Here is a 24,912-nt window from a genome sequence, read left to right as displayed (position 1 = left end):
TCTTAAGTAGAAAATCAAAATTACTTTACACTACTTCATATGTGTTGTTTTGTGAGTCGCATTTGCTAATAACGTTGAACCAATTTTCTAAGCAACCGTTGTATGTCTTTTACTCACAATAATACCTGAAAAACTAATTTTGACCTACTACTTATCATGTACTTACCCGAATGAAAGAAGAAGAACTTAAACAGATTTTTCTCGCAGAAGCTCAGGATAGTTTTGAACAGCTCAACAGGTTATTTACCCAGTTGGAAAAAAATCATGCTGACAGAGAAGCCACGGAAGCAATTTTTAGAATAATCCATACACTCAAAGGCAATGCCGCCGCTATGGGTTTTGAAGACGTAGCTTCAGTTGGGCATCTGTTGGAAGATATTTTCAGTGAAATTCGAAAAGGGAATATCGCCCTGACCTCTATGGTTTTCAATGATCTTTTCAAAGCGATTGACAAGCTAGGAGAAATGATTGAAGGGGTGAAGGTGAACAAAAAAGTACCTTATAAAGGAATGAGAGCTAAACTGAAAGTTATTCTCAGAAACCTTAAAGGGGAAATTGAGTTTGAGGCAACCCAAGGAGGAGAATCATCTGAAAAGAAAGATAAAGAGTTAGATCAGTCGCTCCAACAGAAGTTAGAAGGTGAATTGACCGAGAGTCAAAAAGAGGCTCTGGCTTCTGAACATCCTGTACCTCTGGGGGTACCGCTGGCTGATGAGTTTTCTGATGATGAGGATAAAAAATCGAAAATAACCTTCTCTGATTTTGTGCAAGTACCCGTGGCTAAGCTGGATACTTTATTGAACTTGGTAGGGGAATTGGCCATCGAAAAAGATCGAATTATTGCTCAAGGTGCAAGCTTGGGAGCAACCAATGAATACACCCGCCTTTACCGAATCACATCTGATTTACAATACTCTGTAATGGGTGTTCGACTAGTTCAAGTAGGTGCTTTGTTCCACAAGTTTCATCGGATAGTCCGTGATGTTGCTTCCATAGAAAACAAAAAAGTAAATCTTGATCTTCAGGGAACGGAAATTGAAATTGACCGAAATGTACTTCAGATTATCAGTGATTCAATGATTCACTTGGTCAGAAATGCGGTAAGTCATGGTATTGAAGGGCCTGAAGAGAGAAAAAGAAACGGAAAAAAAGAACAAGGTTCCATCCAGCTCAAAGCCACTTCAGACAAAGAATATGTCATAATTGAAGTGATTGATGATGGAAACGGTATTGATGCTGATAAAATCAGAAAAAAAGTTGTTGAAAAAAGGCTGGCAACTCCAGAGGCCATTGCATCGCTTTCTGATGACGATGTAGTGAAATTTATTTTCGAACCTGGTTTTTCCAGTGTTGACAATGTTACTTCTGTTAGTGGCAGAGGCGTGGGAATGGACGTTGTAAAAAAAGCGGTAGATGCTGTAGGTGGTAAAATCAACATCAAAACAGTATTAGGCCAAGGTACAACTTTCAGTCTGAGCTTGCCTTCTTCTATGGCTGTGAAATCTGCCTTACTTTTCATTATTAATAATACAGAGTATGCTATTCCATTATCCTTCACAGAAGCTGTAATTTCGGTCAAAAAATCATCGATCCACAAAGTGGGTGGTGGTTTGGTTACAACTCACTTGGATGATACCATTACGGTGATGTTTTTGAGAGATATTTTTGATTGCCATACTTCAGATGAGCTACAAAATCCTCAATTACTCCATCGCTCTTTTGATCAAATAGAAGACCCAGAAGCCAAAATCAATATTGTTGTAGTTTCTGTAGATAATAAGATGATTGGCTTTGTTGTAGACCGATTATTGCAACAGAAAGAAATAATTGAAAAACCACTTGGTAAACCTGTAGAAAATGCTCGTTTTATCAGTGGTGCCACAATTTTAGGTAATGGAAATGTCTGCCTTGTTTTAGATGCTAATGATATATCAGAATTTTTATTCAAACCAACTTTTGCAACAGTATAATTAACTTAGATTAGAACAAAGATATCATTATGATTCAGTCCCAATTTTCAATAGAGAAATCTTATTTAATAAATGATATAACGAATATTGCATTAAGAAACGTAGCCAATGCTTTGTCTACTGTTTTGAAAGATGAAATATTAGTTCGGAATGTCACTGAAGTAAAAGACTTAGATAAAAAACGACTTTTACGTCAAGATTATAAAGAAGATGTGTTTGTATTGACTACGGATATTATTGGCGATATGAAAGCTGAAACCATGCTGATTGTGCACGGTGAAGATGAACAAAGCATTATAGAAAGTACACTGCCAAGAACAGAGTGGGGCAAAAAGCAGATGAGAGAAGCAATGCTATTGGAACTGGACAATATCTTAATTGCAGCGTTTGTGACAAAATTTGCCAACCTCTTCAATAATATGATCTATGGGCACGTACCTAGCGTACAAGAAATGTCATTGGAAAACTTCGATAAATTCATTCATGAAAGAGAGCAAGAAATGAATGTTTCCTATGCACTGAAAGCAGAACTTGGTGCTTTTAAATCACGAGTCAATTTAGAATTGATTTGTATGTTTGATGAATCTCTTATTCCTTTTGTAAGGAATTTTGATATCGAGCATGCATTTGTTGGTCAGGAAGAGCATAAGAAAGAAGATAAAAAAGGCTTTTTCAAAAGTATATTCGGCTAAAAAAGGCTGAGCTGTTCTTGCCCGTATTTAATATACCCTTCGTGCTGTAATAACCACTTTTTTCTACCTAAACCTCCAGCGTAACCTGTAAGCGTGCCATCACTACCAATGATTCTGTGACAAGGAATTGCCAGTGCAATAGGGTTTTGCCCATTGGCAGCACCAACAGCCCTGATCGCTTTAGGATTACCAATTCTTTCTGAAATATCTAGATAAGTCGCCACGTTACCGTATTTGACTTTGCACAACTCTTTCCAAACTTGTTTTTGAAAAGTAGTACCCGATAAATCAATTGCAAAGTCAAATCCCAATTTACTATTGCCCTGAAAATAATTATCAATCCATTCAATAGCATCCATCGTATGCGGGTTAGGCATATCATCAAGGATTTCTTCGCCTTCCTCCTGAAAACGAATTTTTGAAACTCCTCTAGGACTGGCTTCCACCATCATAAGCCCTAGAGGAGTTTCAATATAATCTCTGAAAACAGTTTCCATATTTTTTAAATAGGTAAAGCGTTTTTTCTTCGTGACCACCCAACAAGAAGCATTGTCACCGCTAAGGCACTTGCCACTCTTGCAATGTAATCACCGTATAATGTATAGAAAGTTTCTTCTTTATTGATTCTCACTTTTCCAATTTCAGCGCCCATTTCACCGTAGGCAATTGGCTTCAAAATATCACCTTTCTGATTAATAAAACAAGAAATGCCCGTGTTGGCTGATCTTGCAATATCCTTTCGGGTTTCAATCGCTCTCAAAGATGAAAAAGCGAGGTGTTGTGTATGTCCTGGAGTATCATTCCACCAACCATCATTGGTCACTACCGTAAGAAAATCTGCTCCTGCTTTTACATATTCGGTCACATATTCTCCATACACAGACTCATAACAGATAATTGGTCCAACATTAATGTCTCCATTAGCAAAAACGTCTCTCTCTTCTTGTCTTCCTAAACCTCCTGAACTACCACCAAAGTTGAGAATGATTGCTTTTAAAATAGTAGGAAATGGAATGGTCTCCACACCAATTACCAACTGTGATTTATGGTAAAAAGTAATAGGATCTTTACCCTTCACTCTTAATGCTGTATTGAAAACATCATAATAACCTACATTTTGAGAATGTCTTGCTGTAGATGTCAATGAAGAGTCACCATAAATTTTATACGTATCCGCACCCGAAACCAAGGTGGTATTTGGATACTTTGACATCATTTTTTTGATCTGTAATAAATCAGGGCTTCTATTCGTGTGGTCCTCATCTATATTGTTACTGATGGATGTTTCAGGCCAGAAAACAAACTTTGTATTTGGAGTAATAGTTTGTTCTGTAAGATCCATCATACGCTTCACTTGCTCCTGTGGAGGAATATAAGTCTTTGTATTTTGTTCTCCAGTTCTAGCGTTATATCTAAACTTCTCCGAGTAACAGTCAATGTTAGGCTGTACTACCGCTACTTCAATTTCTTCACCCACTCCTTCATAAGTGTAATACATATACAATGAAGTAGAAATTGGAATCAATAAGTAGAAGAAAATAGAAACAATTTTTCGCCCATTGACCATGAAACTAAAGAAGTAGATATTGATCAATGCAATCCATAATGTACCTCCAAATGCACCTGTGTATTCATACCATTGTGCTAAAGAAGGCGTAAAACTTAATACATTACCAATGTTCAGCCAAGGCCATGAAAACTCCCAGAACATATGGATATATTCGAAAGTGATCCACCAGCATACAAAATCAATATGATGGAATTTACCTTGAGAGATTCTCTTGGTATGATAAAAAGCTAAAAACGGCAATGCCATCAAAGCAGCATTAGCTCCCCAAGCACCAAAAGTAGCCCAATAAGATGCATACCAAAGCCACCAGTATCCAACAATATTGAAGGTAAAAAAGGCTAGGAAAGCAAAACCATAAATTCTCCATCCTTTGAAACGTTTGCTGTCAAGAGAAATCACTCTTTCAATTTCCAATAAAGGAACAAATCCTATAAATACTAAAGGAAGAAATCCATGCCAAGAAAGCCCTAGAAAAGTACCACTAAGCAATGCTAATAGCCATGGGTACCATTTCTTCTCACTGTTTGTTGTTATAAAGTCGTAAATAAATTTCCTCATTACTGATCTTTGTATTTATACTTATTGCCTTTTGGTTTCTTCTCAATTTTCTTTCCTTCCACCACTGCAACAATCTCGCCTTTTGGAGGATTTTCTGTATAATATTGTGCTAATTCTGAGAGTGTTCCTCTCATAGTTTCTTCATGAAACTTTGACAACTCCCTAGAAACACTCGCTCTTCTTTCACCGCCCCAAGCTTCAGCCAATTGCTCTAAAAACTTAACTAAGCGGTGAGGTGATTCATAAAACACCATTGTGCGTTGTTCCTCTTCAAGCTCTTTGATTTTAGTCTGTCTTCCTTTTTTGTGAGGAAGGAAACCTTCAAACGTAAAACGGTCAGCCGGCAAACCAGAGTTGACTAAAGCAGGTACAAAAGCCGTCGGTCCAGGCAACGTTTCCACTTTGATGCCAGTCTCTCCACATGCTCTCACTAAAATATAACCCGGATCAGAAATAACAGGTGTTCCCGCATCTGAAACCAAAGCAATTTTTTCCCCTTTCTGAAGGCGCTGAATCAATCCTTCTACCGTTTTATGCTCATTAAAAGCATGATGACTCTGCAAGTTGCTTTTAATGTCAAAATACTTCAATAATTTACCCGTATTACGAGTGTCTTCTGCAAGAATTGTATCTACTTCATTCAGTATACGTAATGCTCTTGCAGTTATATCTTCAAGGTTCCCGATAGGAGTTGGAACTATATATAATGATGTCTCTTCCATAATTCTTTTTTATCGAAACAAAGATAATAATATGACGTGACCGATCATGTCTTATTGAGGTAAGTTTATAAAAAAAGCTATATCAATATTCATGATATAGCCTCTGAAACTTTTCTTTGATACCTGTTATAATAAAAATCACATTGAATATAAGTAAACAAAAACCTTATAATCATAAGTCACAAAGAAAAAACCATTGAGATAGGCACCTTTATAAAAAGGTTGTCCCTGATAGACATTTGACTTCAATTTCAAATAATTACCATCGCTGTAAAACTGTTCTTGCACTGAAATAGGGTACCATTTCTTGATGAACTTCTTATTCAGAAATTTGGCTTCACTTAAGTCATCATGATTTTCAAGCGACTGCATCAGTTTTTGGATTTGAGTAGAATCATAATCCAAAACACAGTAAAGTTGATAATCTGTAGGGCCAGGAGTAAAACCATCTGCATTTGATTTTGAATTGACCTCCCAGATTGCACTATTGGGAACAACAGTCAGGTTTATAATTTTAGATAAGGTGGAAATATCATTATTGATTGTTTCCTTCTTTTCTTCATTGCATGCAATACAAATCAGTGAAATTATAAAAACTAAAATTGTATTTATTCTGAATTGAAATATCCGCTTCATTTAATATTTTGATAGATACTCTGGATCATCCTTATACCTTTCTTGTATTTTTTCAGGGATTTTAGAATTCCAATAATCTAATCCTTTTTCATTAAGAAATGTAACAATTTTCATTTTATAGGTATAATCTTCACTGTCAAGAGAAAAATCAAGAAAACGAAGCTCAGTTAATATCATGTTTTCTTTATAAATAGGTTTTGCTTTAGATACTTCCCTTGTCTCTTCATAATTTTTCGTGTAATTAAAAATTTTATAATCTGAATTATGTTCGGTAAGTAAAAAAATAGGCAACGTCCATTTGCTTATGTAAAAAACTGTCTGTAAGACCTGACCAAGGACTTACCTTACTTGTATCTCTTGAAAAGTAATGAACGAAATTAGGATCTGCTCCAGCTTCAATTAGCAATTTGGCATGTTCCAAAGCTTTATGACCACTTAGAACTGCCATTAATGGAGTTAGGTCATTTGGTTTATCTGAAAAAGAATTAACATCACCTCCATTATTAATTAAATATTTCATATAACGATCATCAAGGAATGCAAAACTAGAAGCTTCCAACATAGCATTATTATCAGATACATAGTTATAAAGGTTGGGATCTGCTCCAGCTTGTATGAGTAATTTAAAGGCCTCAAAATTATGGAACCAAATAGAAAACATAAGAATTGTCATTCCCATATTATCGTTTCTATAATTTAAATCGTCTTTATTTAATTTAGAAAGATGTTCTTTTATTTTCTCATTACTTTTTTTCTTTTTTATGGCTACTGCCAAATCATAAATATTAGACCCATAATACATTTCAGCGCTATTTCCTCTAAGTGCGTGTCCCCATACTCTTCTCATATTTTTCTCGGAAAAGCGAGATTCAGGAGGGAGTTTTAACCACTCTTCTTTTTCTTTGGTAGAAGGTCCGAAACAACTATTACAGATAATTAGTAATAATAAGATGATTATTCTTTTATTGATATCCATTTCAAAATACACCATATATTTAATCATAGAAATAATGATCTCTTAAAAAATGAGATTTTTATGCATCCTAGGTTTATCTGACTTTGAAGATATTTTGTGTTTTTGAGGTAAATTGATTGGATTGTTTTTTGGTTCTTATCAATAATAATAGCGTATTTGAGTTTATTGAATGAGTAATGAAAACTCTTCCATATTATCAGTAGGTTCTGCTAAAAAAGAAGAATTTTCATTTAAAGGAAAATATTACATTCTTTTACCTGTATGCATTGCTAATCTACCTAATCTATGAGCTAACAATGTAGGACCAGGCATTTGATCTGTACAAACACCCATAGGAGCATCTTTTTTATAAAATTCTCTTTCTATATAAGGTTTCAACATATCAAATGTGATGGAGAATTCATCTTCTAAAATACAATCAATATAAACTTCAGAGATAATATTCTTGATATTTGCACCTGTCAACTGATAATCTCTGGCCAATACAGTCAAAAGTTCATTTTCATATTGATACCCATCCACTAGAGCTTTCAACCATAGCTCTTTTCTTTCTTTCTCTGATGGATAACTGAATTCAATAATCTGAGAGATTCTTCTTAACATTGCTTGGTCCATATTATACCTGATATCTCTTACATTACTAGCTAATATTATTATCCCTTCAAAACTTTCAATACGTTGTAAAAGATATGACATCTCTTGATTAGCATATTTATCTTTAGAATCTTTAACATTGTCGGATCTTTTTGAGAAAATGGAATCTGCCTCATCAATAAATAGAATAGAAGGAAAACCTTCTAATTGTGAAAAAATCTTTTCCATCGATTTCTCAAATTCTCCAATATATTTAGAGACTACTCGTGATATATCTAAGGTGTAGGTCGGTATATTATATAGATTTCCTAATGTTGTAGCTGTTAATGATTTACCTGTACCTGGAGCTCCTGTAAAAACAACTACGTGGCTTTTTCTAATTTTTTTATAGATCGGGGAGTTTTTAGAGAGTTTAGGGTAAACCTTTAAAATCCTCTCAAAATGTACTAATTCGTTTCTAGTATTTTCAGAAAGCACAATATCTTCATAAGGAATCGATGAATTACTTCTGTTAGCTGGAAAGTCATGGTTTTGATCAGGAGAAGGGAAATTCCCTCCTAAAAGGAAAGTTTGATAATTATCTGAAACTGTAATTTCTGCATCATATCTATTTCCATTATCTAAATTATTTTTATTAAACAGGATTACCTCTTTCTTAATTAGAATATGATTATTGCTTGAAAGAAAAGATAATGCTTTATGCTTGTCTTCTGAAGGAAAAAATAAACTTACAAAAGTATACAAAGTAGGTATATAAAAATGTCTATCCCCCTCTAGTTGACCTCCAAATGTAAATCGAACATCAAGCTGATCGAAAATTAAAGTAAATGGAGAAAAAAGTTGAGGGTCTGTTTTTGCAAGGTAAAAAAAAGCGATCAACATTTCTTCTTTCTCACTTAACCCAAAGGTGTGAGTCAGCTGTCCTAAATTACTAGATTGTGGAGCAACAGGTTGTTCAATGTTTATTTTTTCATGTTTATAAACCAGAATACCCTCTTCATTAACCTGAGGCAGATTTCGTTCAAAGAATTCTTGAAAAAATAAAGCATAATTACCGATGGCACTTTCGTGGATACATCCGCTATGAAATGTATCGCCGAGTAACAGTTTAGTTGTCATTAATTAAATAGTTTACTTTATAAATCGTGTTAGCAACTAAAATATTAGTTGAGTATAGTTTCAAAGTAGTTGTAAGTTAAAAAATAAAAGCCAAAGAATTATAAATAACACAACTCTTTGGCCTTTTTAAAGAATAAAAATCAGAACTACTTACTAATCTTCACCTTATTCAAGATTGCATCAATAACTTGTTTTGTACTCACCTCATCTGCTTCCGCCTCATAGTTAAGGATGATACGGTGGTTTAATACATCATAAGCAATTTCTTTGATATCTTCTGGAAGAACGTAGTCTCTGCCATCGAAGAAAGCGATTGCTTTTGCTGCTCTGTGCAAGTTGATTGAGGCACGAGGAGAAACACCAAACTGAATGTATTGTGCTTCCTCATTTAATCCGTACTCTTTAGGGAAACGTGTTGCGAAAACAAGGTCAATAATATATTGCTCTAAGCTTTCACTCACTTTCACGTCATTAATCGCATCACGGATAGCGAAAATATCTTCTTTTGATAAGATAGAACGAACAGAATCATCAAACGACTGATTCGACATTCTTCTCATCACTTCTAATTCGTCTTCTTTACGAGGGTAGTTGATATATACCTTCAACATGAAACGGTCAACTTGAGCTTCAGGAAGAGGGTAAGTACCTTCTTGTTCTACCGGGTTTTGAGTCGCCAATACCAAGAACGGACGGTCTAACTTAAATGTAGTTTCACCAATCGTTACTTGCTTCTCTTGCATGGCTTCCAAAAGTGCCGCTTGTACTTTTGCTGGAGAACGGTTCACCTCATCTGCTAATACTAAGTTAGAGAATACAGGACCTTTCTTCACTTCAAATTTACCTTCTCTCTGATTGTAGATCATTGTACCAATCAAATCAGAAGGTAATAAGTCAGGCGTAAACTGAATACGTTGGAAATCCAAATCCAGTACGTTAGACAAAGTGTTTACTGTAAGGGTCTTTGCCAAACCGGGTACACCTTCTAAAAGTACGTGACCGTTGGTAAAAAGTCCAACTAATAATCTATTAACCATGTAGTCTTGACCTACGACTACTTTTCCTACTTCCGTAATCACTTCATGGATTTTATCATGAAGTACTTTATGATCTGCCATATTATTGCTTACAAAAACTTTTCTTTGTTTTAATACTGACATATCAAGCATAATCGATAAAATGCTCACTATGTACAGATATGCAATTTACACCCTGAAATGAATTATTATTGATATTCATTTGCACCTAAACAAAATTTAACTTTTACTAACAGCTTCACAACTGAAATGCTATTTTAAACCTCCATCAAATGCTGTTTTAGTTCCTTTATTGATAAAATTTGAAGGTGACACTCTTCTTTTCAGAATTGCATTTCTCAGAAAATAATACACACGAAAAGAGGTTATCTTAAAAAGACAACCTCACTCCAGTACTCAAGCACTGATAGTTTGTTGTTAGCATATGCTGATGACAGAATTTATGATAGTCCAAATTCTCAGGCTTGAGTTAATCTTGGTATTAATCGAAACATTGGGTAATCAACTAAGTTGTCACAAGTATACCCTGCTAAAATATACTTTTTTCAATTGCGTTTACTCTTGTGCATTATGCACATCACTCGTGTGTTCTGTCTTTACTTCTTTGTTTTCTTTTTGACCATCCTTGTTATTGCTCAGGTTAGACAAACCTAGTAGCGTCACAACAATGATAAGAACAAAGAAAGCATATAATTTATGCGATTTCATTTTTGTCAAATCTTGGTAAGTGTTAATAACATATCCAAATATGCGTATTTTATACACTTTAGTTAATGATATTCATCAATAATTGTTAATGATTATAATCAACAGCTTAACATTTCAACAAATATTTACACAATCAAAAAGGCATTTTACATGTTATTACAAGCTATAGTATTGATAGTGAATTAAAAAATACTGTGCTTCTACCTATAATCATTCGGATTAAAACTGATGCATATAGAATACTATTGTCCATCTTATAAATTCCAATATCTCAAACCAAACAGCTAACTTATATAAAGCGTACGATATATATTATTTAAAATTAAAAGAAAGATTTAGATACAAAAAAACTCCGCATCATATGATACGGAGCTTAATTACACTAAGAGTTTATTACAAATTATTCATCCTATTTATTCGAATTCAATAAAAATAATTTCATTGAATTTAAACTATTAGAGCATGTTTGGAATGTATATTTTAGAAGTAAAAATTGTCCATTTTAGGTTGTGAGGAAATGAATAAACTCACGTTCTGAAAGGATAGATTTTTACTAAAAGAGATGTTTCAAACATGCTTTTAGTTTTTCGCAATGTAATCACCACCTAAAGCAAGATAAAGATTGATTCTCTGTGAGATCTTTTCATACTTCAAGTTCAACTGATTTGTCGCTTCATTCAATAGCTGTAATTGCTTTTGTAATAGGGTAAACATATTTTCATTACCAATCTTGAATTGCTTCTCCGACAATTGGTAAGTACGTTCTAAGTTTTCTAATGCAATAGACGACTGAACAAATCTACCTTCCACTGCATTGATACCGTTTAAGCTTGTCTCCACCTCACTTAATGCAGTCAGGTACGATTTTGCGTAAAATAAAACTGCTTGTTTCTGTGCTTCATTCTGGATCTCAATGTTCGATTTGATTGCACCCCAAGTGAAGATTGGTGTAACTAAGTTTGCACCTACAGTAACCAATGGATTCGACAAACCAAATAGTGCCTGTGTCGTTCCGTTTACCGCACCAAAAGAAGAATTAAGGCTGACTTGTGGCCAACGTGCTGCTTTTGCTACTTCTGTATTGTAGAATGCTCTTTCAACCGCAAATTGACTGATCATGATGTCAGGACGATTCTCTAACATACGCATTGGCAGATTTTCTGGAACCTCAGTTGTTAATACAGGAAGAGCCGATGCTACTTCAATCTCCCCTTTAGGGTATCTACCGATTAATAACTCAATTGATCGTTTTGTATCTTTTTCAATCTGCTCCAGTTTCACTAAAGTTTCTCTGAACTTTGCTTCTTGAGCATTCATTTGCAATACATCCGACTCTTTTGCTACACCAATCTTCAATCTAGCGGCATTTAAAGTCGCCATTTCAGAAGTTGCTTCAATAGCCTTATTGACCAATTCTTTCTGTTGATTAATAAAGACAGAAGTATACCAAGCTTTTGCGATAGTAGCCGCCAATACCTGTTCTAATTTCTGCTTGCCATACTCGGCAGAATAAATCATCGTTTCAGTGCCTTTTTTAGCATAACGAAGTTTCCCCCAGAGATCCGCTTCCCATGACATGTTGACCATACCAAATCCGATGGTCTGATTACCGCCGTTGAAGTTATAACCATTCTGAGCACCAGCTCCAATCATTGGCAACAACCTTGAGTTGGCGATTTTCAAAGCACCATTGGCTTGTTCAATTCTAGAGGCTGCAATATTAATATCAGCATTGAAACGATATCCTTCTGCGATGATAGAATCCAATTCGGCTGTCTCCCACTCTTTTGCCCAGCTCAAATCAATAGCCGAAGAATCAATTTCTTGAAATACCCAATCATCAGGAATCTGCATGTTCTCCAATGCTTGGTTATCTTCCTTCATCTCATCAGCTGTGGGGGCATCTTTGAGATTAAGACATCCACTAAGTACCATTGAGGCACTTAGCGAGATGATTATTTTTTTATATAAATGCATAATGAAGGTCTAGTTTTAGTGAGCTTTCAAGATTAAGTAGTTCACTTTCGCTGAAAGACGGATCATTACTTTACGAACCACATAGAAAGGTTGCATTGTAGAAGTATAAACCGCTACAGATCCATTGGCACCCATTGGAATATTATAATCTTCTTCTGTAGAGAATTTCACCAAATATTTTCCTCTTTTCTGTAAGTTCTGATCAATCTCCGGTACTCTACCGCTTGGCAATAACTGACCTCTGCTTGATGCCCAAACTACAGACTCTACTTTTGCAGGAATAATCTCCCCTGGACGAGTCACGAAAGTTAAATCAACCTCATTACCTTCTTGAATTTTATGCAACTCATTTTGATCAAATGATGCAATGATATTTTGACGGCCTTCTACCAATGACATCAAATCCGCTAAAGGAAGTGCCATTGCACCTGGACGTAACTGTAAATTGACTACAGTCGCATCAATCGGAGCTCTAACAATTGTCTGATCTAAGTTCCATTTTGCTTGCTCCAACTTCGCTTCAAGCTCTGCTACAGAAACTTGTTGACCATTGTATTCAGCAGTAATATTAGCTAAAATAGATGCTTCCTGAGCTCTTACTTGAGCTAACTGTGCCTCTAATTGTTTTACATTATTTTGAGCTTGTTGTAAATCAAATTTGTTACCTGCATTAGCATCTACCAATTCTTGGAATTGACGCTCACGTGTTCTTTGTAATTCCAACTGAGCTTCCACAGCTCTTCTGCTTGCTCTTAAAGCATCAACATTTTTATACTGTACACTTACTGACGCTTCCGCTTTTTTGATTGAAGCATTCAATCCTTCAATCTGAGCTAAGAAAGGTGCTTGTTCAATAACAAATAAAGTATCACCCTTATTCACTCTTGAATTTTCTTGTACTAAAACATCTTGCACACGTCCACGAACATTGGCTTTGATCTGAACGGTTTTATTATAAACCCTCACATCATCTGATGAAGGCATTAGTACGTTCATTGCTAAAATCAGGAATGAAACCCCAATTACAGGAATGATGAAAACGATAATTTTTGATGTAGTGTTCCAGGCTAGTAATTTGAATTTGATAAATACTAACCAAACGATAAGACAATAAACAATTAATATTAAATCTACCATGATTATTGATTTTATAAGATTTTGAAGATTAGGCTTTGATTAAGCAACGTCTGTTTTATTAATTTCTTCGGATTCATTTGTACCTGAATCTGCTCCAAAAGCTTGTTTATCAGTTACATGAATTTGATGTGGATTAGAATAAGCCCAAATCAATGCTACAGGCCATAACATACCGCCCATAACTAATGAAAGTAAACACATCATATGAATTGAATCCGCTTGAGGGTGATTTCTTTTTTTGGCAATTTCTTCAGGAATGATATGAATTTTCCAGAATATAACAGCCGCTACAATAGGAACAACACTAATCACTACCCAAGCCATAATATCAGCAAAGGCATTTACTTTATCAGGGCTAATCATAGCAAATGCAGAAGTAGGCATTGTCACCAATACATACATCAGGAATAAAAACGAAAAGGTAATTTTCTTCTTCATCTCAAATAAGAATTTTATTAGGTATCAATTTCAAGTACCTCTCCTCGTGTATTAAAAGGTACTTTGATAATGGAATTAAGAATTTTGATTAATTAAGGATAATGAGAACATTTATATACAATCGTTCAAATGACCTTATGCATTAATCATTTATTAGTATAAAATTAGGTACAAACAACTCTTTGAAAACGTGCAACTTATTTAATTGATACGTCAAATATAGTTTATGGTTTAACAAAACTATTATTAGAAAATCCATTTATAATTATGCGATTGTTCATTTCAAAATTGTTCACACTTAAACAAACTTATTAATGATAATTATCACCAAAAACACCAATAGAATGGGTAAATGATGTAGAATTTCTTTTTGAGTGATGAATAGAAGAGAGATAAAAAGTTGATTTTTTTTAGATTTAAATAGTCAAAAGGTCTAAAAAATTGAATATTAAAGCATTTCTGTATTATAACCTTTTCTAAATTGAACGGGTGTGACTCCAAATTCTTTTTTAAACCTATTAGTAAAATGAGGGATAGATTGATAACCAACTTGTATTGAAATCTCAGATATTGGTAAAGTTGTAGTCAACAATAAGGATTTTGCCTTCGATAATCTCAAGTATTTTATGTAATCATACATCGAATAATTAAAGTAGGACTTAAACAGGTTATGCAATTTTGTCTTAGAATAACCAATTTTTTTACAAAGCATCTCTATCGTTATTTCTCTATCCAAGTTACTCTTAATATACTCTTCCAAATCATCCAACTCTACTTGAACTTCTCTAGAAAATGTAAACTTCTTGACAACTTCAGTAGACGTTTGTAACTGATTCAAGATGTCTGCTACTATGATTAAAACTAAACCCTTATAAACCGGTGTCTTGATTTCATCAGGATATTCTGTAAACATCAACTCTTCTAATGATCTTTGATGTTTTAAAGTATAAGATTGGCGAGCTAAATAGGATCTATTTGTGGTAAGACCTACATCCACATTGGGGTTTTTATTTATAAAGTCCTTATAATTACGTTTCAACCAATCCAATCGAATGTGTATTTCAATAAACATCCTAGGCTTATCCACTGGAAACCGACCAATCATTGTGGAATTATCTGAATAAATTAAAACCTGCTTTTCCTCACCCAAAACTTCTTGTGGATGCTCTACAAAAACAGTCCCTTCTGGAAACCCTTGAAATGAAAAGCTAATAATTATTGTCTGTTTGTTTTTTCTAGCTTGCTCTTTAAATAAAATCTCCTCATTCAAAGTGAAACTAATACTTCGAACCTGAATTCCATCTTCAATATTATAACAGCTGAAAGTCCCTTTACCCACCTCATTATCGAAAGTAAAACGGTCATCACCTTCTTTAAGATTAGCCTTTAAAGATTTTGCAATTGTTGCCAACCATGCATCTCTATCTGTAATTTCTACTAACATTATAATAATGAAATAAGGATATTAAGCGTTCAACTAAAACAAAAAAGGTGAAAAGTAATTGAAATAACTACTTTTCACCTTATATATTTTAAGAAGAAGAATGTGATGTATTCTTCTGATTAACTCTTTACAAGTTCTGTTTCAGTCAACAAATATTTCTTGAATTGTTTGAAACTAGCAGGCATTAATGTTGCCTCTTTCGGTCTGTCAATGATTTCTTGCAAACGCTGAGGAATTTCGATTTTCTTGTTGATTACTGGCTCAACAATTTCTACGAATTTCACTGGATGTGCTGTAGATAAGAAAACACCTGCTGTCTTTTTACCTAAATCATTTGAATCCATATATTCCTTCAATGCCTTGTAAGCAATTGCTGTATGTGGACACATTACATATTGTGTTTCATCATACACCTCTTTCATTGTTTCTTCCGTATCATCATCGCTATACCAAGCTCCAGAAATTCTTTTTGTCAATTTCTCATAAGAATTTCCTGTCAATTCTAATAAACGAGGGAAGTTAGAAGGATTTCCAACGTCCATGGCATTTGAAATTGTTGAAATCGAAGTTTTCGGTTGGAATACTTCTGTTTTCAAGTAAACAGGAACTACTTTATTGGAGTTGGTTGCTGCAATAAAGTTTTCAACCTTCAATCCCATTCTGTTAGCGATCAATCCACCACAAAGGTTACCGAAGTTACCACTTGGTGTACAGAATACTACTTTCTTAAAGCCTTCTCTCTTCAATTGTGCAAATGCATTGAAGTAGTAGAATGACTGAGGGATCAAACGGCTAATGTTGATTGAGTTGGCAGAAGTAAGGTTCAACGCCTCACTCAATTCCGGATCAAGGAACGCTTCTTTTACCAAACGCTGACAGTCATCAAATGTACCTTCAATCTCAACAGCTTTGATGTTTCCACCATTTGTTGTCAATTGTTGCTCTTGAATAGGACTTACTTTTCCTTGAGGATAAAGAATGGTCACTTGAATACCTTCCACACCAAAGAAACCTTGTGCTACTGCACTACCAGTATCACCTGATGTTGCTACTAAAATGTGTAGATTTTCACCTTTGTCTAAGAAATACGACATCAAACGAGCCATAAATCTTGCACCGAAATCTTTAAATGCTAAAGTAGGACCATGGAATAATTCAAGTGAGTAAATTTGATCTACTACTTTCACGATTGGCGCGTCAAAGTTAACGGCATCATCTACAATTTTGCGAATTTCTTCTGAAGGAACATCTCCACCCAATAGAGCATTTGTCACCTCAAAAGCAATGTCTTGAAATGATAAGTTCTCAATATTGTCAAAGAATTCTTGAGGTAATTTCGCAATTGTCTCAGGCATGTAAAGACCATTGTCTTCTGGTAACCCTTTGAAGAGTGCTTTCTTTAAACTCGCCTCTTCAGCTTGTCGTTTAGTGCTATAATAGATCATCTTACTTCTTCTTTTCGTTCTCGCATCACATTGATATATCCGTAAAAGATAATCGTGTTTTATTGAAAATATTACAAGCAAATATAGTCATTTAATAAAATATTTCAATAAAATAAGTGATTTACATTCCTTTTTACAATGATTTAATATCTGAGGATGTTATATATTTTAGTATTTTTGATAAATAGTACAAACAATACCTTTTCTGTTGTATTCCTTTTTTATGAAAAAAACAATTTTACTCGTCGTCTTTGCCATTACTTGTCTTTTACAAGATGCTAATGCCAAGAAAATTGCACTTATCATTGGCATTGACAAATATGTACCTGATACTCCTACAGGGGAGACACTAACTTGGAGAAACCTGAATGGTGCCGTCAGAGATGCTAACGCCATGTCTAATGTATTGAAATGCAAATATCAATTTGATGTCATTAAAGTATTGGACACTCCTGAAGAAACAACCACCAAAGGATTGAAGGAAGCATTCAAATGGCTTCAAGATAATACCAAATCCAACGACATTGTATTTTTCTATTATGCAGGACATGGTTCTCAAGTAGAAAACAGTAGACACTTTGAAGCGGATAAAACACAAGAATGTATTGTCCCCTCAGATGCCTACAAAGGAAAGCAGAATTATATTCTTGACACCGAGATAAATGCTTTTTTACTTTCTTTGACCAATAAAAAAGCAACAGTTACGGCTATTTTTGATAGCTGTCATAGTGGTTCTGTAAGTAGAAATGCCATTACTGCAGAAACTCCTGTTACAAGAAGCTTGAATCATAAATTTCCTGATATCAAGACTTCTGTTCCTAAAACTATTCCTCCTTCTACAAGAGGGGCATTGATTATTTCTGCCGCTCAAAATAATGAAACTGCTTCTGAAACTGTAAATACAGAAGGGCTTCCTCAAGGTGCATTTACAGATGCCTTTCTTCAGGCTATCAACGCTTCACCTTCTGTAGAAAATGTTGCGACATTAGAAAAAAGAGTACGTTCATTATTAAGGTTCAACGGAAAAGTACAGACTCCAACATTTGAAGCACAAGAAAACCGTATGAATAAAGCTTTATTCGGTGAAGATGTTTCTACTTCTGACAATCCTCTATTGTTTGTAGAGAAAATTAATGCTTCATCTGGAGAAGTAAAACTACTTGGAGGCGCCGCTTTAAAAATCAATAAAGGAACAACCTTGAAAAGTGATAAAGGCATTGAACTCGAGATTTCTACTTTAGATGGGATGACAAGTTCTTATGCTAAAGTAATCAATGGCAACTTAAATGATATCAAAGAAGGTGATGCTTTTGAAGTGAAGGTTTGGGCACATGCCAATCACCCAAACTTGGTAGTATATGCAGCTAAAAGCTCGTTAAGTGATATTCAAATCACAAGCATTGGCCATGAATTGCAAACTTTGAAGTCCTCTTCATTTTCTATCATAAAACCTTGGGAAGTGGGAACACATACCCTTGCGTTCAATGAAAGTACGTCACAATGGATGATTTCAAATACTTGCGGTCAACAAACTGTCATCAAGGACCCATCTCCAGCTGTAGTCCAAAAAACAGTAAATGGTATGCTTTGCAATGGACAGAAAAATGTAAAACTGTTTATCAACCTACCTCTGTCAAGTGATAAATATAAAATGCTTGAGGGGGAATTTGGAGAGTCAGCAACTAAGCTTTCTAAAAGTAGTCTTGATGCTTCATATATTTTAGGCGGTTTTTATGAAGATGGAAAATTAAAATATGCTTGGACTTTACAATCTGCCAACGCACAAAGCGAAGAGACAAAAACACTCCCAACTTACGCTGAACCTGTAAATGTAAACAGCCAATCTTTCAAGTATAATCTGACTGATCAAGCTCAAAAAATTGGAGCATTAAAAAAATGGATGACTTTAAGGTCTCCAGCAAATATGGCCTTTCCTTATAAATTATGTCTACAAGACTTGGATAACGGAAATGTTATTGATGGAGGTAAAATTTATGAAGGCCAAAATATGCGTCTGGCATTCAAAAAAGACCCTGCCCTTTTTGCCCGCTGGAAGAAAAGAAATATGTTCTTGTATGTTTTTATGATTGACAACGATGGGCAAATGCAACTACTACTACCTTTTGATTTTTCTGATAATAAATCTGACAATATTCTTGAAGGGTATGAAAAGGATGTAGTGCCAGTTGATCTTGAAGGAAACTATATTGAATTTACTGTTGAAGGTACTGGTGTTGATAAAATGTTTGTTTTAGCTTCAGAAGAGGCTATTCCAAATCCAGAACAATTGTTTAATGTAAACGGTGTTCGTTCTACAAGATCAGGTGTAGGTGGAGATCCTTTAGTCAATCTCCTCAATAGTATCAATACGAATACAAGAGGGCTTTCAATGAAAGAAAGAAAAGTAAAATCAGTTTGGAGTATCAGTTCAACTACTTTTGAAAGTAGCTTGAGATAAGCTCATTGTATTTCATGTGTAAAAAAGCACTGCTTGGTTCTGAACCAGCAATGCTTTTTTCTGTTAAAATTTATAGTTAAACCTGATTAATACTTTTGATGATCTATCATAAGCACTTAAAAATACCTTGTAGATAAACCATAAGATAATGTAATAGATAGTCTTTCTCATGATTGAAATTGGTTTGCTTCACAATAACGTTTCATCTATCAATAAGATACTTAATATAATCAATAAGTCCTTTGAATTGTTTCAGAATATTGATAGTATCTAATTTTTCATTAGTTATTTGAAAATCTAAAAGCTGGTTTTAGAGCATTTTTGAAACATTTTTTAAGTAAAAATTCCAAACATGCTCTTAAAAACCAAATCTATAATTCACACCAGTCATCAAAAACTTACTGAAATCAGAAACTCCATACTCTCCTCTCACCATCCATCGGTCATTGATTTCATAGTTGCCACCAAACTGGAAAGTCCACTTTTTGATCAAATCTTTTTTGATGGAATATGAAATCGGTAAATCAGTGATTTTGTCGTAAGGTGTATCTCCTAAACGTTCTTCTAGTTTTTGCTCTACCTCATCTACCAATCTTTTTTGAATTGGTGATAACCCATCGTACCAGTTTTGATATTTCTCTTCTATATTAGGAAGTGCCTCTCCAAGAGTAATACTACCGGTGTTCCCTTCATGATTAATAAAGTTACGGTACATGGCTCCTACATAGAAGGCGAGCTTGGTTCCATTCTTAAATTGAAACCTTCTACCAAAACGATAGGAAGATGTTATCACTCCTACATTTTGGTTGAGCAACGCACTTTTAGAAGAAGAGATGTTAGCATCGGCACTGATAAAAAACTTTTTGATGGCATAATGCAAGGTCATTCCTCCCCCAAATGTTGTGGCGTTGAATTGTACATCAGAACTAAACTCTGGAAATGTAACACCACCAATCTGAGGTTGCAGATTTACAGCAGTTCCGCCATAAGAATAGGAAAATAATCCGTATACATTAAGAAAAGGTAAAATGAACAAATCAGCTCTAAAATTTCCGCCATGAGCATAAGCTCTTGTCTTTTTAAAACCTAATTCCTCCACCCCGATAGACTCTAAAGGAACACCTCCTATAGCCATTTTAAATTCTGAAATATTGAGGTACATTTCATTAAAAACATAATTGAATCCTATACCTGCTGGCTTGGGCATCTTGATTCCTCTATCTAGTACTTTTTGCCCCCATATAGGAAAAGTATAAGGATATACTTCTTTTTCTACATTAGATGAATCAGATTGAGCAAAAGAAAATAACGGTAAAAGAAATAATGCTGTAAGAATAATTAGTAGTTTTCTCATTTTAAATTGGGTTATTGAAGGAGCTTTAAGCAAAAGGTGCATTCCTGTATAGAAACGTCCTTTTCCGAACTCAATATAGTAGATTTTTCAAAATTTCAATTTAATTTGACTTAAAATAAAAAAGGTCAATCAGATTATAATGCTCTGATTGACCTTGCTTTATAATGTCTTTTTATAATTACATTTCAAGCTTCTGTACACTGCTAAGTGCCTTACCGGTCGTAGAAGTTATTCCTCCAAAAATATACAATTCATTGTTGATATACGCACAACCACCATGACGGCTGACTTTCATATTGGAGTTGTACTCAATATATATCTTATTGATCGGATCAATAGAAGCTAAGTAACTTTCTTCATTGTAATTGCCTACAATCCAAATTTTACCATCGATAACAGCAGTGGCATGTGCTGAAACTTCTACCGGCAAATCAAATACATGCCCCCATTTATCTGTTGAGATATCATATACATCCACACTGTTTGACGCTTTTTTCCCATTGTAACCTCCTATCGTATACAATTTACCATCTATGATTTCACCTTTAGTGCTTTTCTTTGACGGCATATCGGTCAGTGTCTCCCAAGTGTTTGCTTTGGGATCATATCTTTTTAATGACTTAGAATAAAATGTTTTATCATAGGCTCCTCCGAAAACATAAATATGTCCACCCCAAACAGCAGAGCCACAACTATATATTGGAGATGACAGTTCTGTTCCCTTTGAGAAGTCTCCAGTCTTTAAATCATATATTACTACTTTTGAACTGACCCTGCCATTCTTATTGACACCGCCAATGACATACAATTTATCATTACTCAGTGACAGGCTTGAATATTGAAGCGGTGAAAGCTTCTTTGACAGCAATTCCCATTGATTTTCTTTAGGATCATATCTTTCTATTGTATTCTGAAATTCTTTATTCACAGTAACACCTGAAGTGACGTAAATGTAGTTAGCATCATTGGCATAACCGAAACCTAACCTTGGAGAAAGTAATTGATTCTGATCTTTAAACTCCAATACCTGTCCTTTTTTTGATGATAATGTATTATGATTTGTATTGGCTAATTGAGCTACTGCAAGCAATGAGGACATAAGGTAATAAAGTAAAAAAGTAAGTCGCTTTCCCATGAAATTTTGAATTTTGTATCGCTTGTAATTCTATCTATTGTAGTAGAAAATTATAAAAACTAAGAGTATTAATAATACAATATAGAAAAAACCCAATCTAAAAGCATGAACATGTTCAATAATTTAATTGGATCTTTGGGCCTCCCAATAAACTTCATACCCTATTAACATCTTCATTGAAAATACTTTACAGCTCTTTAAATATTTCTGAAAAAAGTATTTTTATTTCTTCCAATTGAGCATACTTAAATGTTTTTATTTCTTTACACCCTGAAATCATAGCTGAAGTTTTTTCAGTTCTATGAAAACAATAGATCGGCTTTTTCATCTCCAAACCTCTTCCTATCTCGTAACCCACACCTAATGAAGGAACCGTCACTTCTGCAATTATTATATCTGAAGCCGTCAGCCAAGCCATATCCTGATTGTGAATTTGTTCATCAGTGATTTCCTCTTCTTGAAGATCCATTTGGCCAATATGTTCTGTCAATACCTCACCGTATTGCTTTAGTTCTTCAATAATTTGGGCATACAGCTCGGCGTCTTCCCTACCACCTCTGATTGAACCTGAAAAATATATCTTCATCTTATTTATCTATAAATTAAAAGCAGTAAACCCAAAGTTAGAACCTCATTCTATACTTAGGATTTACTGCTTAAATCTACACTTATCTTTCTGAATAAAATAGACTTTTATCTATTTACTTTCTACTGTTGCATTCAATTGATTATTGTAATTGATTGTGTTCAATAAAAAGAAAGCCCAGTTCTGCTCACTGTATTTACTCACAGACGCTTCATTCCCTTTCTTTAGGTTGCTTACCAATTCAGCATTCTCATAAACCGATGACACATACTCACCATTCGATTGTTTATATGATTTTTGAGAAATATGAATCACTTCGTCAGTGGTGTTATTTTTCACATAGTAAGCATCAGGTACAAATTCCATCACTGCACCTTTGTAACGATATCCTTGCTCTTTGATGTCCAAATTAACCTTTACTTGAGTAGGTTTTGACTGAGGATCAAAATATAACGTCACTTGATTATAGCCCATACATTCATAGTTCACAGCCTGCAGTAAAGCTTCTTTTTCTTTTTTCCCTTTTTTGATCTTTATTTTCTCAAAATAGGTTACTTGATTTTGAGCAAATCCTAACTTCTTTACTCTAGAAATATCTTTATCGCCCACATAGTTGATGGATTTATGCTGATTAGAAAGCTGTTCTACTGAAATTGTTTTTTCTCCTGTAAGAATGATGGACTTAATGTCTTCCAATTTCAACTTCACTTTATCTCCAGTCAGCTGATCTTTCACATGAATAACAGTAATAAGGTTATTCGTTCCACCTTGAATGAACTTGATAGTACCATAGATATAATCTTCATTTTCAGTCAGCACAGATACAGGTGAAGATAGTTTGATTTGATCTAGGTCATTGATCACTGACGGCATATCCTTTGGCAAAAAAGGATAAGTAGGATTCTTTTTGGAAAGGTCGATTTCTACTGGAATCAGTTGGGCATTTGCAGTAGAAGACATGAACAGTATAAAAGCGATGTATAATAATAAATCTCTCATTTTGGTTTTTGTTTTAGTAATTGTAAGATGAGTTTTAATAATGATTTAAAACGCAACCTTTTACTATTATGCTTTCCGTAATGAGGTCATTTACTTCCGAAAAAGTATCAAAAAAGGCTAGCACCCTTAAAGAATGCTAGCCTTCAATATCTATGTTTTGAGGATTTTCTAGTAATTACCCCACTTGATGTACGTCTCCAAGTCTTTATCTCCTCTACCAGAAAGGTTGACTACTACCACATCATCTTTCTTGAAATCCATTTTTGCTAATGCTGCAAAAGCGTGTGCTGATTCTACGGCTGGAATAATTCCTTCCAAACGTGACAACTCAACACCTGCATTCATGGCCTCATCATCTGTCACATATTTGAACTGCGCTCTACCTGAGTCAAACAAGAAAGCGTGGATTGGTCCGATACCAGGGTAATCCAAACCTGCAGAAATAGAATAAGGCTCTACTACTTGACCGTCTTCTGTCTGCATTAAGATCGTTTTACTACCATGTAATACACCTGGAGTACCTAAAGCTGTAGTTGCTGCAGACTCACCAGATTCTACACCTAGACCGGCTGCTTCAACGGCTACAAGATTTACATCCAATTCATTTAAGTAATGATAGAATGCTCCTGCCGCATTACTTCCTCCACCAACACAAGCAATCACGTGATCAGGGTTTTCTTTTCCTTCCTTCTCTTTTAATTGCTCTTTGATCTCCTCAGAAATCACAGACTGGAATTTCGCTACCATATCAGGGTAAGGGTGAGGTCCTACAACTGAACCGATGATATAGTGAGTATCATCTGGGTTGTTAATCCAGTGACGCATTGCTTCGTTTGTTGCATCTTTTAAAGTCTTTGAACCACTTGTGGCAGGAATTACTTCTGCTCCCAACAAACGCATGCGCTCTACATTTGGACGCTGACGAGCAATGTCAATTTCACCCATGTACACGATACATTCCAATCCCATCAACGCACAAACTGTAGCTGTTGCCACACCATGTTGACCTGCACCAGTTTCTGCAATGATTTTCTTTTTCTTTAATCTTTTCGCTAAAAGAATCTGACCAATTGTATTGTTCACTTTATGTGCTCCCGTATGGTTCAAGTCCTCTCTTTTCAAATAGATTTTCGCACCATATTTTTCTGAAAGCTTCTTTGCGTGATACAAAGGAGTAGGTCTACCAACATAATCTTTTAATAAACCATCAAACTCTTCCTTAAATTTTGGATCGGCCATCATAGCCTCATAATTATCCTTCAATTCTTTCACGTTTGGATAAAGCATCTCTGGGATATATGCCCCTCCAAATTGGCCATAATAGCCATTCTGATCTGGTTCTTGATATGTCATCGTA

The 24,912-nt window shown here is 34.8% G+C and carries 22 protein-coding genes; 3 read left to right on the top strand and 19 right to left on the bottom strand.

Features of this window, described 5'->3' with window-relative positions; genetic code table 11:
* The first annotated feature begins 170 nt into the window (after positions 1-170).
* Together AVL50_RS26520 and AVL50_RS26515 are read left to right on the top strand one after the other, a co-directional pair.
* Positions 171-1,970, top strand: coding sequence for a chemotaxis protein CheA (locus tag AVL50_RS26520; protein ID WP_062620126.1), 1,800 nt, complete (start codon positions 171-173; stop codon positions 1,968-1,970).
* Between the two features lie 29 nt (positions 1,971-1,999).
* Positions 2,000-2,662 (top strand): hypothetical protein, encoded by a 663-nt coding sequence (locus AVL50_RS26515; RefSeq protein WP_062620124.1) that lies wholly within the window; start codon positions 2,000-2,002, stop codon positions 2,660-2,662.
* Here the strand turns inward: AVL50_RS26515 and AVL50_RS26510 are convergent.
* From AVL50_RS26510 to thrC, 14 genes are all read right to left on the bottom strand, one after another.
* On the bottom strand, positions 2,659-3,159 hold the full coding sequence (locus AVL50_RS26510; RefSeq protein ID WP_062620122.1) for a methylated-DNA--[protein]-cysteine S-methyltransferase: 501 nt from the start codon (positions 3,157-3,159) through the stop codon (positions 2,659-2,661). The two genes, AVL50_RS26515 and AVL50_RS26510, sit on opposite strands and share 4 nt — an antisense overlap.
* Before the next feature lie 5 nt (positions 3,160-3,164).
* Entirely contained in the window at positions 3,165-4,790 is a 1,626-nt protein-coding gene (lnt, locus tag AVL50_RS26505) for an apolipoprotein N-acyltransferase (protein ID WP_062620120.1), read from the bottom strand.
* A complete protein-coding gene (gene rsmI / locus AVL50_RS26500) occupies positions 4,790-5,512 on the bottom strand; it encodes a 16S rRNA (cytidine(1402)-2'-O)-methyltransferase (RefSeq protein ID WP_062620117.1) in 723 nt (240 codons plus the stop codon). The genes lnt and rsmI overlap by 1 nt, the downstream gene beginning before the upstream one ends.
* 138 nt (positions 5,513-5,650) lie before the next feature.
* On the bottom strand, positions 5,651-6,148 hold the full coding sequence (locus AVL50_RS26495) for a hypothetical protein (protein ID WP_062620115.1): 498 nt from the start codon (positions 6,146-6,148) through the stop codon (positions 5,651-5,653).
* Positions 6,149-6,325 (bottom strand): hypothetical protein, encoded by a 177-nt coding sequence (locus tag AVL50_RS33150; RefSeq protein WP_157491580.1) that lies wholly within the window; start codon positions 6,323-6,325, stop codon positions 6,149-6,151.
* An 85-nt stretch (positions 6,326-6,410) separates the two neighbouring features.
* On the bottom strand, positions 6,411-7,124 hold the full coding sequence (locus AVL50_RS26485) for an ankyrin repeat domain-containing protein (RefSeq protein ID WP_157491578.1): 714 nt from the start codon (positions 7,122-7,124) through the stop codon (positions 6,411-6,413).
* 243 nt (positions 7,125-7,367) lie between these two features.
* On the bottom strand, positions 7,368-8,837 hold the full coding sequence (locus tag AVL50_RS26480; protein ID WP_062620109.1) for an ATP-binding protein: 1,470 nt from the start codon (positions 8,835-8,837) through the stop codon (positions 7,368-7,370).
* Between the two features lie 146 nt (positions 8,838-8,983).
* Positions 8,984-9,955: a MoxR family ATPase gene (locus AVL50_RS26475; protein ID WP_062620400.1), complete on the bottom strand. Its 972-nt coding sequence runs from the start codon at positions 9,953-9,955 to the stop codon at positions 8,984-8,986.
* Between the two features lie 474 nt (positions 9,956-10,429).
* Complete coding sequence (locus AVL50_RS33145) at positions 10,430-10,582, bottom strand: hypothetical protein (RefSeq protein WP_157491576.1); 153 nt, start codon at positions 10,580-10,582, stop codon at positions 10,430-10,432.
* Between the two features lie 579 nt (positions 10,583-11,161).
* Positions 11,162-12,559 (bottom strand): TolC family protein, encoded by a 1,398-nt coding sequence (locus AVL50_RS26470; protein WP_082796020.1) that lies wholly within the window; start codon positions 12,557-12,559, stop codon positions 11,162-11,164.
* 15 nt (positions 12,560-12,574) lie between these two features.
* Complete coding sequence (locus AVL50_RS26465) at positions 12,575-13,696, bottom strand: HlyD family secretion protein (RefSeq protein WP_062620105.1); 1,122 nt, start codon at positions 13,694-13,696, stop codon at positions 12,575-12,577.
* Positions 13,697-13,735: 39 nt separating this feature from the next.
* Positions 13,736-14,134, bottom strand: coding sequence for a DUF3302 domain-containing protein (locus tag AVL50_RS26460; protein ID WP_157491574.1), 399 nt, complete (start codon positions 14,132-14,134; stop codon positions 13,736-13,738).
* 448 nt (positions 14,135-14,582) lie between these two features.
* Positions 14,583-15,578, bottom strand: coding sequence for an AraC family transcriptional regulator (locus AVL50_RS26455; protein WP_062620102.1), 996 nt, complete (start codon positions 15,576-15,578; stop codon positions 14,583-14,585).
* Between the two features lie 119 nt (positions 15,579-15,697).
* A complete protein-coding gene (thrC, locus tag AVL50_RS26450; protein WP_062620100.1) occupies positions 15,698-17,023 on the bottom strand; it encodes a threonine synthase in 1,326 nt (441 codons plus the stop codon).
* Between the two features lie 223 nt (positions 17,024-17,246).
* Between thrC and AVL50_RS26445 the strand changes: the two genes are divergently transcribed.
* Positions 17,247-19,481 (top strand): caspase family protein, encoded by a 2,235-nt coding sequence (locus tag AVL50_RS26445; protein WP_062620098.1) that lies wholly within the window; start codon positions 17,247-17,249, stop codon positions 19,479-19,481.
* 358 nt (positions 19,482-19,839) lie between these two features.
* Here the strand turns inward: AVL50_RS26445 and AVL50_RS26440 are convergent, their stop codons facing one another.
* The 5 genes from AVL50_RS26440 to trpB all read right to left on the bottom strand — a co-directional run bounded on the left by AVL50_RS26440 (position 19,840) and on the right by trpB (position 24,908).
* Positions 19,840-20,835: a hypothetical protein gene (locus tag AVL50_RS26440; RefSeq protein ID WP_062620096.1), complete on the bottom strand. Its 996-nt coding sequence runs from the start codon at positions 20,833-20,835 to the stop codon at positions 19,840-19,842.
* A gap of 178 nt (positions 20,836-21,013) precedes the next feature.
* Positions 21,014-21,970 (bottom strand): kelch repeat-containing protein, encoded by a 957-nt coding sequence (locus tag AVL50_RS26435; RefSeq protein WP_082796019.1) that lies wholly within the window; start codon positions 21,968-21,970, stop codon positions 21,014-21,016.
* Between the two features lie 187 nt (positions 21,971-22,157).
* Positions 22,158-22,556, bottom strand: coding sequence for a nucleoside 2-deoxyribosyltransferase (locus tag AVL50_RS26430; RefSeq protein WP_062620092.1), 399 nt, complete (start codon positions 22,554-22,556; stop codon positions 22,158-22,160).
* Positions 22,557-22,667: 111 nt separating this feature from the next.
* A complete protein-coding gene (locus tag AVL50_RS26425; protein ID WP_157491572.1) occupies positions 22,668-23,555 on the bottom strand; it encodes a hypothetical protein in 888 nt (295 codons plus the stop codon).
* Between the two features lie 168 nt (positions 23,556-23,723).
* Complete coding sequence (gene trpB, locus AVL50_RS26420) at positions 23,724-24,908, bottom strand: tryptophan synthase subunit beta (RefSeq protein ID WP_062620089.1); 1,185 nt, start codon at positions 24,906-24,908, stop codon at positions 23,724-23,726.
* Between the last annotated feature and the right edge of the window lie 4 nt (positions 24,909-24,912).

The sequence above is a fragment of the Flammeovirga sp. SJP92 genome (genome assembly GCF_001583495.1).
GTDB lineage: Bacteria > Bacteroidota > Bacteroidia > Cytophagales > Flammeovirgaceae > Flammeovirga.
Note: the sequence above shows the minus strand (reverse complement) of the source record. Positions and strands in the feature narration are given on the sequence as shown.